Annotated in this window: 15 protein-coding genes; 10 read left to right on the top strand and 5 right to left on the bottom strand. The window is 51.9% G+C overall.

Annotation, left to right across the window (positions count from 1 at the left end; genetic code table 11):
* Window positions 1–19: 19 nt before the first annotated feature.
* The gene (locus SPTER_RS18000) at window positions 20–412 is read right to left on the bottom strand and encodes a helix-turn-helix domain-containing protein (protein WP_144351648.1); all 393 of its coding nucleotides are present in this window, start codon (window positions 410–412) and stop codon (window positions 20–22) included.
* A gap of 115 nt (window positions 413–527) precedes the next feature.
* Here SPTER_RS18000 and SPTER_RS17995 point away from each other — a divergent pair, with 115 nt between their 5' ends.
* The 3 genes from SPTER_RS17995 (at window position 528) to SPTER_RS17985 (ending at window position 2,484) form a co-directional block, all read left to right on the top strand.
* Window positions 528–1,274 (top strand): two-component system sensor histidine kinase NtrB, encoded by a 747-nt coding sequence (locus SPTER_RS17995; RefSeq protein ID WP_144351647.1) that lies wholly within the window; start codon window positions 528–530, stop codon window positions 1,272–1,274.
* An 87-nt stretch (window positions 1,275–1,361) separates the two neighbouring features.
* Window positions 1,362–2,096 (top strand): MBL fold metallo-hydrolase, encoded by a 735-nt coding sequence (locus SPTER_RS17990; RefSeq protein ID WP_144351646.1) that lies wholly within the window; start codon window positions 1,362–1,364, stop codon window positions 2,094–2,096.
* Between the two features lie 22 nt (window positions 2,097–2,118).
* Window positions 2,119–2,484 (top strand): VOC family protein, encoded by a 366-nt coding sequence (locus tag SPTER_RS17985; protein ID WP_144351645.1) that lies wholly within the window; start codon window positions 2,119–2,121, stop codon window positions 2,482–2,484.
* A 179-nt stretch (window positions 2,485–2,663) separates the two neighbouring features.
* Here the strand turns inward: SPTER_RS17985 and rbr are convergent, their stop codons facing one another.
* A complete protein-coding gene (gene rbr, locus SPTER_RS17980; RefSeq protein ID WP_144351644.1) occupies window positions 2,664–3,248 on the bottom strand; it encodes a rubrerythrin in 585 nt (194 codons plus the stop codon).
* Window positions 3,249–3,525: 277 nt separating this feature from the next.
* Between rbr and SPTER_RS17975 the strand changes: the two genes are divergently transcribed.
* Window positions 3,526–4,677 carry a metallophosphoesterase gene (locus tag SPTER_RS17975; protein ID WP_144351643.1) on the top strand — a complete coding sequence of 384 codons (1,152 nt, stop codon included), beginning with the start codon at window positions 3,526–3,528 and terminating at the stop codon, window positions 4,675–4,677.
* Window positions 4,678–4,743: 66 nt separating this feature from the next.
* Here SPTER_RS17975 and larAH10 read toward each other — a convergent pair whose 3' ends face one another.
* The gene (gene larAH10 / locus SPTER_RS17970; RefSeq protein ID WP_144351642.1) at window positions 4,744–6,039 is read right to left on the bottom strand and encodes an NPN-dependent 2-hydroxyacid racemase, LarAH10 family; all 1,296 of its coding nucleotides are present in this window, start codon (window positions 6,037–6,039) and stop codon (window positions 4,744–4,746) included.
* 72 nt (window positions 6,040–6,111) lie between these two features.
* Entirely contained in the window at window positions 6,112–7,410 is a 1,299-nt protein-coding gene (locus SPTER_RS17965; RefSeq protein ID WP_144351641.1) for an MFS transporter, read from the bottom strand.
* A gap of 262 nt (window positions 7,411–7,672) precedes the next feature.
* On the opposite strand from SPTER_RS17965, the gene SPTER_RS17960 reads away from it, so the two are divergent.
* From SPTER_RS17960 to SPTER_RS17945, 4 genes are all read left to right on the top strand, one after another.
* Complete coding sequence (locus SPTER_RS17960; RefSeq protein WP_144351640.1) at window positions 7,673–8,392, top strand: hypothetical protein; 720 nt, start codon at window positions 7,673–7,675, stop codon at window positions 8,390–8,392.
* Between the two features lie 69 nt (window positions 8,393–8,461).
* Window positions 8,462–9,817 (top strand): MATE family efflux transporter, encoded by a 1,356-nt coding sequence (locus tag SPTER_RS17955; RefSeq protein ID WP_144351639.1) that lies wholly within the window; start codon window positions 8,462–8,464, stop codon window positions 9,815–9,817.
* A gap of 90 nt (window positions 9,818–9,907) precedes the next feature.
* A complete protein-coding gene (locus SPTER_RS17950) occupies window positions 9,908–10,819 on the top strand; it encodes a DMT family transporter (protein WP_144352972.1) in 912 nt (303 codons plus the stop codon).
* A gap of 19 nt (window positions 10,820–10,838) precedes the next feature.
* The gene (locus SPTER_RS17945) at window positions 10,839–11,639 is read left to right on the top strand and encodes an AraC family transcriptional regulator (RefSeq protein WP_144351638.1); all 801 of its coding nucleotides are present in this window, start codon (window positions 10,839–10,841) and stop codon (window positions 11,637–11,639) included.
* Window positions 11,640–11,751: 112 nt separating this feature from the next.
* On the opposite strand, the gene SPTER_RS24850 is transcribed toward SPTER_RS17945, so the two are convergent.
* Window positions 11,752–11,904, bottom strand: a complete 153-nt coding sequence (locus tag SPTER_RS24850) for a hypothetical protein (RefSeq protein WP_170233313.1) — start codon at window positions 11,902–11,904, stop codon at window positions 11,752–11,754.
* A gap of 346 nt (window positions 11,905–12,250) precedes the next feature.
* Between SPTER_RS24850 and SPTER_RS17940 the strand changes: the two genes are divergently transcribed.
* Both SPTER_RS17940 and SPTER_RS17935 read left to right on the top strand, forming a co-directional pair.
* Window positions 12,251–12,490: a hypothetical protein gene (locus SPTER_RS17940; protein WP_144351637.1), complete on the top strand. Its 240-nt coding sequence runs from the start codon at window positions 12,251–12,253 to the stop codon at window positions 12,488–12,490.
* 79 nt (window positions 12,491–12,569) lie between these two features.
* Complete coding sequence (locus SPTER_RS17935; protein ID WP_211367316.1) at window positions 12,570–13,802, top strand: aminopeptidase; 1,233 nt, start codon at window positions 12,570–12,572, stop codon at window positions 13,800–13,802.
* The last annotated feature ends 6 nt before the right edge of the window (window positions 13,803–13,808 follow it).

Below are 13,808 nucleotides of genomic sequence, written 5' to 3'. Positions count from 1 at the left end.
ATATCCCGTTGGTGCCGAATTACTTTTTCTGTTGGCTGTGGTTCATCGTTAACGCGATTTTAGCGTTTATCTCCACCAGCTGTTGAACAATATCGGGTTCAACGCCGTAGGCCTGGGCAGTGGCAATCACTTTCTCCCAGGCTTTGTCAATTGTTAGCAGATAGTCGCCGGCAGTCTCCCGGACCAAAACCATTCTGGCGCCATTGTCGGCTTTAGCAGATTTATGGCCGACAAGCCAGTCAATACTAACCTGGAAGTAGGATGCAATGCGGCTTAGGGTGGCAATATCCGGTTCCCGGCGGTCTACTTCCCAGGAGGCTAAGGTTGAACGGTCTACTTTAAGTATGGCGGCTAGCTCTTCTTGCGTTAGATGCTTTCTCAATTGCTTGATTCTTGTACCCAGGGTTTTCATAAGCCCACACTCCTCACTATTACCATAACGCGCTTATGTCCCAGGTTCAATTAATGTGTCCATAAGACATTGACGGAGAGGAATTTTACAATTACTGCCGAATTTAAGTGTCTTAATGACACTGAAAAGAGATGAGTTACATGGAGAGGGGGCGTTGGCGGTGATTAATATCTATCCGCGGGCAAATGACAGGGAGGCAGCCAGGATTTCCCGCCGGGATTTGATTGGGCTCATGGCTGTGGGGGTAGCGCATGGGATTAGAAATCCCCTGACTGTGATCAAAGGTTATTTGCAGTTACAGGACAAAAGGGCAGTCTGTTGCAGCGGTGAATCGTTAGCAATCATCCTGCAGGAATTAGGCAAAATTGAGGATTTTATAAGCGATATTATATTATTGGCTCATAATAAAACGAGTAAAAAAAGCCCGCAAAACCTGAATGACATTGTAAAAAAGGTATATCCGGCCATTCAGCAGGCTGCTGCCCCCAACGGTATTGCCGCCGAGCTGGTGTTAGCTGAGCGACTGCCGCTGGTGAATCTGGATACCGCTGAGATTGAACAGCTGATTATGCATCTGGCCGGCAACGGCATTGAGGCAATGGGGGCAGGCGGCAGATTAACGCTGGGTACCGCTCATGAGCAACAGGAGGTGATATTGTATGTCCAGGATGAAGGCCGGGGCATTCCGCGGGAACAGAAAAGCAAGATTTTTGCCCCGTTTTTTACCACCAAAGCGACCAATACCGGTTTGGGGCTGGCCGTCAGCCTTAGCATCCTGGAGAGACACCAGGGGCGGATCACTGTGCTGTCCGCACCAGGGGCAGGCAGTATTTTTAAAATACGGTTTCCGGTTGGGCAATAAGCCCGGAGCGGGCCGTTTATTGCCCCGGCTTGTAAAATGTGGTAATATAAATTAACCACATTTTATCAACAATATGGCGGTGAAAGCATGAATTATTTACTGTCCCGGATGGCTGACGGCGCCTATGTAATCGCCGTTGAAGATACCTATACCTGGGATGTTCCCTCTTATACAAACTTATATGTATTGCAGCGGAACGGCCAGACGATCCTGATCGATGCCGGTCTGAAGCAATATCAGCCGGCCATCATCGCCGCGCTTGCTGAAATTGGTGTGACGCCGGCGCAGGTTACTCATATTTTACTGACTCATGGGCATCATGATCATGTTGAGGGGGCTGAATGTTTTGGCCAGGCCCGGAAATTTGTGCATGCGGACGATTTGCCGTTCCTGCCGGCGCCGCTGGCGTCCCAGTTTGCTGCTTATGCGCCGCTGGCTGATGGCTTCCGTCTTACAGCCGCTGGTCTCAGTGATTTTGCGATAATTTTCGTCAATACTCACTCTCCCGGCTCGGTTGCCATCTATGATCACATCACGAAGGCCCTGTTTGTTGGTGATTTTTTCTGCTATTTTGGCGAAGCCCTGCCGGCCGGCGAACTTGTTTCCGCCAGTGACTATATCCGGCGGGGGTCCTGCCAGTATGTTGCCGGCCAGGCAGCTGCCGGCGGTACGGAGTTTGCGTCCTTTATCACCGGCTTAGGCAGGCTACGTGCTTACCAGCCTGATTTTTTTTGTACAGGCCATGGTGTTGTTTTACGTGATGATATTCAGGATTTTATTAACCAGTTGTGGCTGAGCGGGACCCGGAACCGGCAGGGATAAGATATAAGTGGGAGGAATCGTAATGAATTTTAGATTTGCGCACAACAATATTAATGTGCTGAACCTGGAAAAAAGCCTGGCCTTTTATAAAGAGGCGCTGGAATTAGAAGAAACCCGGCGTATTGAAAGACCAGGTTTTATCATTGTCTATCTGGGCGATGGGCAGACACCGCATAAATTGGAGCTGACCTGGCTGAAGGAGCGGCAGACTGCGTATAACCTCGGCGAAAACGAGTTTCATCTGGCCTTTACCACCAGCGACTTTGCCCGGGCTTATCAGCTCCATAAGCAGATGGGCTGTATTTGTTATGAAAACAAGGAAATGGGCATTTACTTTATTGCCGATCCGGACGGGTATTGGCTGGAGGTTCTGCCTGAGCGATTTTAGGTAAAGTAAAATATAATAGTAAGGTTGAAAACCGGATATAATAAAGAAGCCGGAACCCTGATAGAAAGGGTTCCGGCTTTGTTTCCCGATAAAAAGGGTAGCTTTCTCGGATAAAGGCAGCAGCGGCTTCTGCTTTCGCCAGCGTGTAAGCCGTGTTTCCTTTCTTTATAGAAACACGCTTAATATGCTTCCACAAATACTTCAAAGAAGCCTTTGGGATGAATACAGGCAGGACAGAGTTCGGGGGCATGGTCGCCTGTATGGATATAGCCACAGTTGTTACATTTCCATTCCACGGCACAGTCTTTTTTGAGCACCGTTTCGTTGATCAGATTATTGTATAGCTTTCTGTATCTGGCTTCGTGGTGTTTTTCCACTTCGGCTATTTTCCTGAATACGACAGCGATCGCCGGAAAGCCTTCCTGGTCGGCAACAGCGGCAAAATGAGGATACAATTCTGACCATTCCTCGTTTTCCCCGTTGGCCGCCGCCAGCAGGTTTTCCTTCGTGTCACCCCAGGCAACAGGATAATCGGCATGAATGTTAACCATCTCACCGTTTAAGCTTTCGATAAGAAACTTATAGAAACGCTTAGCGTGTTCCTTCTCATTGTCGGCTGTTTCCGTGAATAGGTTGGAAATCTGAACATAACCTTCTTTTTTGGCGGTGGCGGCATAGTAGGTGTAGCGGGTTCTGGCCTGTGATTCGCCGGCAAATGCTTTCATCAGGTTTTCAGCAGTTTTTGTACCTTGTAATGATTTCATGACAATCTCCTCACTTACATTAAATTTTTGCAGGGGGTCAACAAATAAACCGGAATATTTTTCTCCGGCAGTTATTTGTAATCTAATAATTACTGCAAAAGTAGCGAAAATCCTGCCTCGCCGGGAAAAGTTGTTTTTGTGAGCGGCAAAGCGCAGTGCAATGTAATTGTGGGATCTCTGCTGACCGGCCGCAGACTGCCGGCCGGCAGGATAATATGGCGCCGGCGCGAAAGATGTAGATGGATGTACTTTATTTTTATTTTTTACAGGAGAAAAGATGAAGTCCTTTATTGCTATTGTCAGCTTGTTTTTCTTAGTTTACGCAGCCGCCTGCTATTACGCCGGCCTACGTTTGTACCAGTCCTGGGGCGGGGTCCTGGCGGCTTACGCCGGGTATTACTGGGGCTGTTATGTGCTGCTGGCCTCTACGCCTTTAATCTCCCCGCTGGGCCGGGGCTGGATTCCCCGTTGGCTTAACGGCCTGGTTGCTGTTGCCGGCAATTACTGGCTGGCTGCCCTGTATTATCTGGTGGTAAGCTGGGCGCTGGTTGACAGCATACGCCTGGCCGGCGGCTTGTTGTGGCCGGCAGCGCCGGGGCTGCCGCCAGCCTGGTTAGGCGCTGCCGTAACAGTAACGGTTGGCTGTCTGCTTGCTTACGGGGTCTGGAATGGCCGCAACCCCCGGATTTGCCGTTATGAGGTGACAATCAGGAAATCTGCGGGGGGCTTGACAGGCCTGCGGGCGGTCCTGGTGGCGGATATCCATCTGGGGCTTATTGTTGGCAAGGACCGTTTGACGGCCATGGTAGATCAGATCAACCGCCTGAACCCGGATATTGTTTTTTTGGCCGGCGATACGATAGATGAGGATGCCGAGCTGTTTATCGAGCGGAAAATGGCGACACTGCTGAAGCGGTTGACTCCCAGGTACGGTGTTTATGCCGTCCTGGGCAATCATGAGTATCTTGGCGGGCAGGCCCTGCTGGCTGTCCAGGCTCTGGAGCAGGCCGGGGTGCAGGTGTTGCGTGACCGGTATGTAAAGGTTAATGAGCAATTTTATGTGGTAGGGCGGGATGATCCGACGGTGGCCCGGATGGAGGGGGCCAAACGCCTGACCTTGCCGGCCGTTATGCAGGGAATTGACCGGTCCTTGCCGGTTATTCTGCTGGATCATCAGCCGCAGAATCTGACAGAGGGACAGCAGCAGGGGGTTGACCTGCAGCTATCCGGTCACACCCACCATGGTCAGTTTTTTCCCAATAACCTGGTGACAGAGCGGCTGTTTGAGCTGGATTGGGGGTATTTGCGCAAAGGCGCGTATCAGGTTATTGTTTCCTGCGGTTATGGCACCTGGGGCCCGCCTGTCCGGATTGGCAATCAGCCCGAGATTGTTGATATCCGGATTATATTTAAGAGCAGTGCGGGGTAGGGCTGCCGCCGGGTAAAAAACAGCCCGGACCTGATTGGTACAGGTCCGGGCTGTTTTTGGCTGCCATTATCCCTGCAGCAGCGGCACCGTATTGGCCGCATGGGGCATTACGGTGATGGTATATTCTTTGCGACCCAGCTTTTGTTCAGCAATCGCCATTGCCTCTTCGATTGTGGTTGCGGCAATCAGGCCGGCCTTTTCAATAAAGGCCTTGTTTTCCGGCAGGGTGACAATAATGAACGGGACTTTGCGGGCCATCAGGCCGGTTTTAAGGGCGACAAAGCCAGGAACAGTAAAGGCTTTGCGCAGCGCTGTTTCCCGGTCGTACAATGATTCATAGTCAAACCAGCCGCTGAAATCAGGCGGTTCCATAATGTCACGGCATTCCAGCAGGACGATGATGACACCGTCTTCTTTAACGGCCATATAGGCGTTATCGGTAGTTTTCGATCCCTGGTACAGGTTGATATCTTTGGGGAACCCGCCGGCCGATGCAATGACCAAATCGGCTTTGGCACGAATGGGTACACCGAAGATCTCTTCCACCGTTTTGCAGCCCTCACGCCAGGCATTGTGCCAGTGACCGGCCACAATGCGGGCAAACTTGCCTTCCGGTGTGAAAACAGCGTTGAGCAGGAAGGCCGGTTTGACCATGGCCGCCATTTCGATCATATCTTCATTCATATGATTGCCTTCCAGTTTGCCGGAGATGCAACTGGGACTGATGCCCTGGCCGACAACCTCATGCAGGCAGAAGCTGTGGTTGCCCTGAATGCTGGCATAGCCGGCGACACCAGGCATAATGGCCTTGCGGCCGCCGCCAAATCCGGCCATGAGGTGATAGACAATGCCGCCTGTCAGGATGACCTTGTCGGCATTAACGACATGTTTATTGATATATGTTTCCACACCGCGGGTGGTAGTGCCGACATGAATGAAGTCCTCGCCGGCCGGCGCATAGCTCTGTTCAATCCGGACGCGGCCGGTTACTTCCTGGCCGTATACAAGAATGTTTTCCTGCTCAGTGTGGTGACGGTGAGCGCCCAGGCTGACGATCAGTGTAATATTGCTGTCAGGTATGCCGGCGGCATTCAGTTCATTTAACAGGGTTGGCAGGAATTGATCATATTTAATCCATTGACGGGTGATATCGCTGGCAATGATAGCCACAGTATCGCCGGCCTGTACCACCTCGCTCAGGGGCGGTGAGTCAATCGGCTGCTGGAGCGCCGCTTTAACTGCTGCCGGTACATCGGTAATTGCTGCCGCGGGTTTACCTTCGACAACATGGATTATTTGTTCTTCAGGCAGTGCTAGTTTGACCTGGCTGTCACCAAGCCTTAAATGAAATTCTTTTAGCAATTTTCATCCCTCCAGGTAACCATATACTAGATTGATTGACTATTTCCTGCAAGCAGCAGGGGCTTTGCCCAATTAATATTTTTGCAGGGACAGGATGGTCATACAGCCACAGCCCAGGGCGGCAACGCCAACCAGGAACATCAGCCCGCCCACATAACTGCCGGTCAGACTGATAAAAAAACCGATTAACACCGGGGCAAAGGCTGAACCGCCATTACTCAGGCCATTCATCATACCGGCGCCGGCGCCGATTGCCTTACCGGGCACAATGCGCTGGAGAATAGCCCAGGAGGAGGGCAGGGCGATGGCAACTGAGGCAATGCCGGCAGAGATCAGCAGGGCGGCGGTCAGATTATCGCTGGCAGTGGCGCCGAAATAGAGCCCGAGGCCTGAGCCGAGATGAGCAATGGCAATGAACGGGGCGCGGCGGCCGAGTTTGTCAGCCAGATGGCCAAAGAACAGAATGCTGATACTGCCGAGAATATAGGGTAAAGAGGCCAAGGCCCCCATTTCTGCCCAGGAGAAACCGCGGGCGGCTTTAAGATAGGACGGCAGCCAGGCCATGGTGCCCCACCAGATACAGGCTATGCAAAAGTAATTGACTGTCAGCAGCCAGAACCGGTAATTGAGCACAAAGGAGCGTAGCCGTTCACCTAAGCTTTCTGTTTTAATTTTGGCTTCTTCTTCCGCCTCAATTTTAAGGGCACTTTCGATATACTCCAGCTCAGCCGCATTGATCCGTTTATGCTGCCGCGGATGATCGGTGACAAAAAACCAGAGTAAGGCCAAGGGGATAAGGCCCAGGGCCCCCAGGATAAAAAAGCTCGGACGCCAGCCCCAGGTAGATACAATCCAGCTGAAAAAAGGCATTGCCAGAGCCGGTCCAGCCATCAGGCCGATCAGCCAGACCCCGTTGGCTTTGCCCCGCTCGTGGGGAGGAAACCAGTTTTTTACAAAAGTGCTTTGCATTGGCCAGTGCATGCCTTCGCCGATTCCCAGAATCACCCTGGCCACCAGCATGGTGCCAAAAGTCATTGCCCAGCCGCCGATCATAACCGAGATGGTCCACAGCAATATGGAGATAGACATGGCTTTGCGGGGGCCGATGTAATCGCCAAGCGGGCTGAGCACCACATTGGCCACGCCATAGGCAATTAAGAATAATGTCATTAACAGACCCATTTGGACAGGCTGGCCTTTAATCCCCATCTCCGTGAGAAATGTATTGTCGGCCAGTAAAACCGAGACATTTACCCTGTCCAGGTAAGCTACGAGCAAGGTAAGGAGCAGAATGGCCACTAACACTACCCGCTGTCTTGTCGGCCGCGCAGACTCTGCCGTTTGGCTTGCGGCTGTTGGTGTTGTTTGCATTTTAGATTTCCCCCTGTTTTGTTCGTTGTACGAAGATATAAGTGCCTGTTAATTATTATAGAGATTGTTTCATATACCGTCAATAGGGCGTGGGCAGTGGGAAAACAACAATATCTAAACAGATTTGTATCTTCTTTGGCGGCAGAAGTCAAATATTATGCTGAGCTCAGGGGCCAGACAGGGCTCAGCCCAAAAAACAGGTTACATAAACCGGCCGCCGGGTGGGGAAATTAGAGGAAAAGGCAACAGGAGCAAGTGATACATGCAAATATTAAAAGATATTGTCAGGCAGGCAGCCGCTTTGCCTGACAAGCCGCCGGGGGCAAGGTTCCAGGTAGTTGATACGATGGCTGCCTTCTGGCAAAATATTAATAACAATAATATGAAGGCGAAAATATTCGAGGCTTCTTCTTTGCTGGCGCCTTTTGCGAAAGCATCGCCGGTGGTTGCTGCTGTTACCCGGGAGGTAGAGTATGGCAATCTATTACCGCCGGCCCGGTCGCTCTGGATTGAGGTCGTTGATGCTGAGCTGCCTGCCCACCTGGGGGTGGCGTTAACATACCGGGAGCAAACGGCACAAGCCGCGGAATGGGCCGGAAAATATGGTGTCAACCGGCCGTTCGCCTGGGTTTGTCAGGCCCGGCCCTTTATAAAAAAACGGTATCTGCAAACCCTGCCGCTCAAATGGCAGTGGCTGGAGTATATCGATGAAAACGGTGAGTCGGTCAGCAGTATTCTCCAGCCTGCCGCCATTCCTCAATATATGGACAAAGCCCTGGCTGCTGAGTTGAAAAGCGTGGAGTTTATTCATCATCATCTGTGTGCCTTTATTGCCAATCTGGGGTTGTATTCCGTCGACCTGGTCAACCGCGGCCAGGTGAGTATAACTGCCCGCCCGGGTACGCAGTATTGTTATTATATCCTCGACAATAAAACAAATGGCCAATACTCAGGGTTTGACTGGACGCGGTGTGGGGATTAGTGATAATATAATTACAGAATATGGAGACAAGCCAGACTCTGGTCTGGCTTCTTACTTTTGAGGTGCCAAGTGAGAGCAACCCGTTCCGTTAAAGAGAAAGTACAGCAATTCCTGCTTATTTTGCTACCGATATTTATTACCCAGCTGTCGTTGATGGCCACCGGCTTTTTTGATACGGTCATGTCCGGCCGGGTAAGCCACTATGACCTGGCCGGTGTTGCCATTGGCGCCAACCTGTGGCTGCCCGTTTTTACCGGGATTGGCGGGGTGCTGGCCGGGCTGACGCCGATTCTGGCCCAGCTCCATGGTGCCGGCCGGAAGCAGGAGCTGCCGTTCCTGCTGATCCAGGGTATCTATCTGGCCCTGGCCCTGGCCGGTCTTGTCATTGCCGGCGGTGCGGCGGTGCTTGCCCTTTTGCTGGAGGCTATGAAGCTCGAGCCGGCTGTCCATGATATTGCCTACCGGTTTCTGGCAGCACTGGCGGCCGGGGTATTACCCCTGTTTGTGTCGGCGGTCTGCCGGAATTTTATTGATGCCCTGGGCTATACACGCATAACCATGCTGATTACGCTGTGTGCGGTGCCTATTAACATTGCCCTGAACTATCTGCTGATCTTTGGCTACTGGGGATTTCCCCGGCTTGGCGGGGCCGGGGCGGGATATGCATCAGCCATAACCTACTGGTGTCTGGCCCTTATTAGCATGGGGGTTATCCATTATCTGCCGCCGTTTAAAGAGTATCGTGTTTTTGCCAGCCTCCCCGGCATTTCTCTTAAAACCTGGCGTGAACTGCTGACGGTGGGGCTGCCAATCGGTTTGGCGATATTCTGCGAGGTCAGCATTTTTGGTGTTGTGGGCCTGCTGATGGCCGAATACGGCACGGCTGTGATTGCTGCCCACCAGGCTGCCATTAATTTTGCCGGCTTAGTGTATATGGTGCCGCTGAGTATTGGGATGGCCCTGACAATCGTCATCGGCTTTGAAGCCGGCGCCGGCCGGTATCATGACGCAGCGGTTTACAGCAAGCTTGGTATTGGTATTGCCGTAACGATCGCCGGCTTTTTTGCCATCAGCTTATTAGCGTTTAACCGGCAGATTGCCGGGCTTTATGCCCAGGAACCGGGCGTACTGGCGTTAATCAGGAATTTTCTGATCTACGCTGTGTTCTTTCAGTTGTCAGATGCGGTTGCCGCGCCGATTCAGGGGGCCCTGCGCGGCTATAAGGATGTGCGGGTAACCTTTTTGATGGCTGTTTTGTCTTATTGGGTCATCGGCATGCCTGTCGGCTATCTGCTGGCCAAATATACGGCCCTGGCTGCGTATGGCTACTGGGTGGGCTTAATCGCCGGCTTGGCCGTAGGGGCGGTAGTCCTGCTATTAAGGCTGGTCCGGCTGCAGCGAAACGTTACAGAAGGCAGGAATTAGCGTGCTTTTGTAGTATTGAGTGTAAATATGATGGTGTGGACAATCATGCTGCATTTGCTGCACCTAGGAAATGATAAAGGGGTTTATACAATGAGTGCTGTAAGATCGAATCTGTTGTTGTTACTGGCTGCAGCCATCTGGGGGCTTGCTTTTGTAGCCCAGCGGGTGGGCATGGATCATATCGGGCCTTTTGCCTTTAATGGGATAAGGTTTGTGTTAGGCAGTCTGTCGCTGCTGCCGCTGATCTTCCACTTTGGCCGCAACCGGCAGCCGACACGGGCCGGCGAGCCTGCAGACGCGGTGAAGGCGGGGATTTTAGCCGGTTTGGTCCTGTTTGCGGGGGCGTCCCTGCAACAAATTGGTCTTATTTATACCACTGCCGGCAAGGCGGCGTTTATTACCTGTCTTTATATTGTAATTGTCCCCATTCTGGGCATCTTTTTAAAACATTGCATCAGTAGGACTACCTGGCTCAGCTCACTGCTGGCCCTTAGCGGCCTGTACCTGTTATGTGTCAAAGAGAATTTTTCCATTGCCTATGGTGACTTCCTGGAATTAGTGGGTGCCTTGTTCTGGTCTGTGCACATTTTGCTGATTGCCCATTTTGCCAACAGGGTAGATGTGTTGAAGCTGTCGCTCTGCCAATTTATTACCTGTGCTGTGCTTAGCCTGGGCGCTGCATTCTACTGGGAAACAATCACCAGCGAGGGGGTGGCCGGGGCCCTCATCCCGCTTTTATACGGGGGGATTTTTTCGGTGGGCATCGCCTATACCCTGCAGGTAGTTGGCCAGAAATATTCGCCTCCTGCTCATGCTGCCATTATTCTTAGTATGGAAACCGTTTTTGCCGCTATCGGCGGTTTTTTGCTGCTTGACGAACGCTTAGGGGAAAAAGAATTAACCGGCTGTGCCTTAATGCTGGCAGGGATGCTGTTAACACAGCTGCAGAGCCTGCGGTCTGCAGACGCGGTGGCGGAAGAAGCCAGTGGCAAAACCGGCTGATGACTGAAAGAGGTGTGTTGTGACTGAAGTTCAGTTTTACCGTGATAGTGATTTACCGTTTTTTGAACTGAAGCTGTGTGATTCCAGCCGGCTTGCTTATAAAAAGCATGCTCATGAGGAGTATTCGCTTGGCATTGTGGATGCTGGCCGCAGCACCTTGTGGTGTGGCGGCCGGCTGCTGGCGGTGGGCCCCCAATCGGTGGTGCTTATTCCGGCCGGCGTGATCCATGCCTGCAATCCACAGGCGGAAAATCAGTGGCGCTATAAAATGCTGTTTCTTGATGCTGGCTGGGTGAATCAGTTTTTTGCCGCCACGGGCCGGCCGGCAGCTGGTTGCCCGGCCGTAAAAGCTATGACGGACAAGCAAGCCCTGGCCGTTATCGGCAATATGGTGGCTAGCCTGACAGGCCCGTCCGGCCCTCTGGCAAAAGAGGCCAGCATTATCTCGCTGCTGGAGCAGGCTGCGAATGCTGTGAGCCCGGTGCTCCCTGGCCGCAGGACTAAAGAATTATCTAAGTTGGCTGTCATTAGAGACTATCTGCACGCTCATTTCCGGCAAAAGATTACCCTGGCCGCACTGGAGCAAGTCTCCGGGTTAAACCGGTTTACCATGCTTCGGGCTTTTAAAGAAGAATTTGCGGTACCGCCCCATACTTATCAAACGCTACTGCGGATTAACTATGCGAAAAGGCAGCTGCGCCAAAACAAGCCTGTGACCGAGATCGCTTATGCGGCCGGTTTCTATGACCAAAGCCATTTTATCAAAGTTTTTAAAGGGCATACCGGCGTGACGCCGGAAAAATACCAGAGGCTGCGATAACCGGCACCGCAATTTTTTACAATCCACCTGTCTGCTTTTTTCAATAGATAGCGGAAAAAGCAGGCGGGTACTATAGGACAAAAAGCGTATAGGCAGACTACCACCGATTCATTTACGGCACCGCCGGTATTTGCCGGCCAATCTCATGCTGCTCCTTCCTGACTGCTGTCTTATGGGGAATTTCTTGTATAAGCATAAAAATTGCTGTTGCCGGAGTGCCGCCGGTTACGCCGGCGCTCATCCGCCAGGGTCCTGCCGGTCCCAACCGGCTGGCGGGGCTTTAACACTTGCTGCGATTGTGGTCATGAATTCTGTCAGGCCAGGCCCAAAACACCGCCGGCAGCTAGCGCAATGCTGAAAAACAAATGGAATTTCCCGGGAAATAGTCGAATTCTGCGTGATATAGCGAATTGCAGAATTTTTACCTGGCGGCCAGGGCCTTGATCAGTCTGACCACTGCGTACCGGAGCGCCTAGCCCCCCGAATTGCCATATAGACCGGCAGGAATGATAAAGTTTACAGCGAACATTACAATTTGGCGATTTCAGCTATTTTAGGTTATTTATATTCCCGACCGCTATCCCGGAACCGGTGATATTTCAGCCAGTATTATGGCCGGCGCCCTGCTGGCTAAGCTTAGTTTACCGGCGGCTATGCAGTTGGCTGCTGATTTTGTGGTTACGGCGATTGAAGCGACTTTTGCCGCCGGGACACCTATCCGGGAAGGCGTACTGCTGGAAAGTGTATTGCCCTGGCTGGGGCAGGAGCGGGCGGGCCGCCGCCGGGAATTGGTGCTGAAGCCTAAGAATCCTCGGCCTTTAGGCAGGCGAGTGGCAAAGAAGATACAATAGCTACTGATTGTATGATAAAGAGCATACTATATGATAAGAATAGTTAATGGTAAGATGAGCTCATGAAAGGAGACCCATTATGAACACTTCAACTCTCAATAAATATGCGCAGCTTGTTGTTAAAACCGGCGTAAACATTCAAAAAGGCCAGACACTTGTCATTAATTCGCCGATTGAGTGTGCACCCTTTGCCAGGGCCATCACCGAGGTGGCTTACCAGACTGGGGCCAGAGAGGTTGTCATGAACTGGAAGGATGAACTATCTTCCCAAATCAGGTTCCTGCAGGCCCCGGAAGAAATATTCGACGAATTCCCGGACTGGCAGAAAGAGTTTTATCTGTCCTATGTCCGTCAGGGGGCAGCCTTTGTCAGTATTGCTGCGTCTGACCCTGAACTTTTGAAAGATGTGGATCCGGACCGGGTAGTGCGGGTGCAAAAAGCCGGTAATACAGCCCTGAAAGAGTACCGGGAAAGGTTGATGAGCAACAAAAACGCCTGGTGCATTGTGTCTGTACCCACCACTGCCTGGGCGAAGAAGGTATTCCCGGAGGCTGCTGAAGACCAGGCGGTGCAACAGTTGTGGGCTGCTATTCTGAAAGCCGTCCGGGTGGATACGGCTGATCCGGTTGCTGCCTGGCAGGAACACAGCAAGGCCCTGAAGAAAAATATGAAGCGGTTAAATGACCGTAAAATTAGAGTACTTCATTATAAGAATTCACTGGGCACCGATTTGCAGATTGAGCTGCCGGACGGGCATATCTGGCTCGGCGGCCCGGAATATACGGCAGGGGGGATCGAATTTGTCGCCAACATGCCGACCGAAGAAGTATTCACACTGCCTAAGAAAACCGGGGTTAACGGGACTGTCGTCAGCTCCAAACCGCTGAATTACAATGGCACGGTGATTGATAAATTCTCGCTCACTTTCAAAGAGGGACGGATTGTTGACTGTAAGGCTGACAAAGGGCAGGAAGTATTACAGAAACTTGTGGAAACAGATGAAGGCTCGCACTATCTGGGCGAGGTGGCGCTGGTTCCCTATGATTCACCAATCTCCAACGCCAATATTCTGTTCTATAATACCCTGTTTGACGAAAATGCCTCCTGCCATCTGGCGATTGGCAAGGCCTACCCGATTTGTATCGAAAAAGGCGTGGCGATGAATGCCGGCGAGCTGGCAGCGGCCGGGGTCAACGACTCGATTGTGCATGTTGATTTTATGATCGGCACCGCCGATCTTAATATCACGGGCATTACGGCAGCCGGAGAGTCGGTTACGGTATTTGCGAACGGTAATTTCAGTCTCGGCTAAAAGACG

Source organism: Sporomusa termitida (assembly GCF_007641255.1).
Classification (GTDB): domain Bacteria; phylum Bacillota; class Negativicutes; order Sporomusales; family Sporomusaceae; genus Sporomusa; species Sporomusa termitida.
Note: the sequence above shows the minus strand (reverse complement) of the source record. Positions and strands in the feature narration are given on the sequence as shown.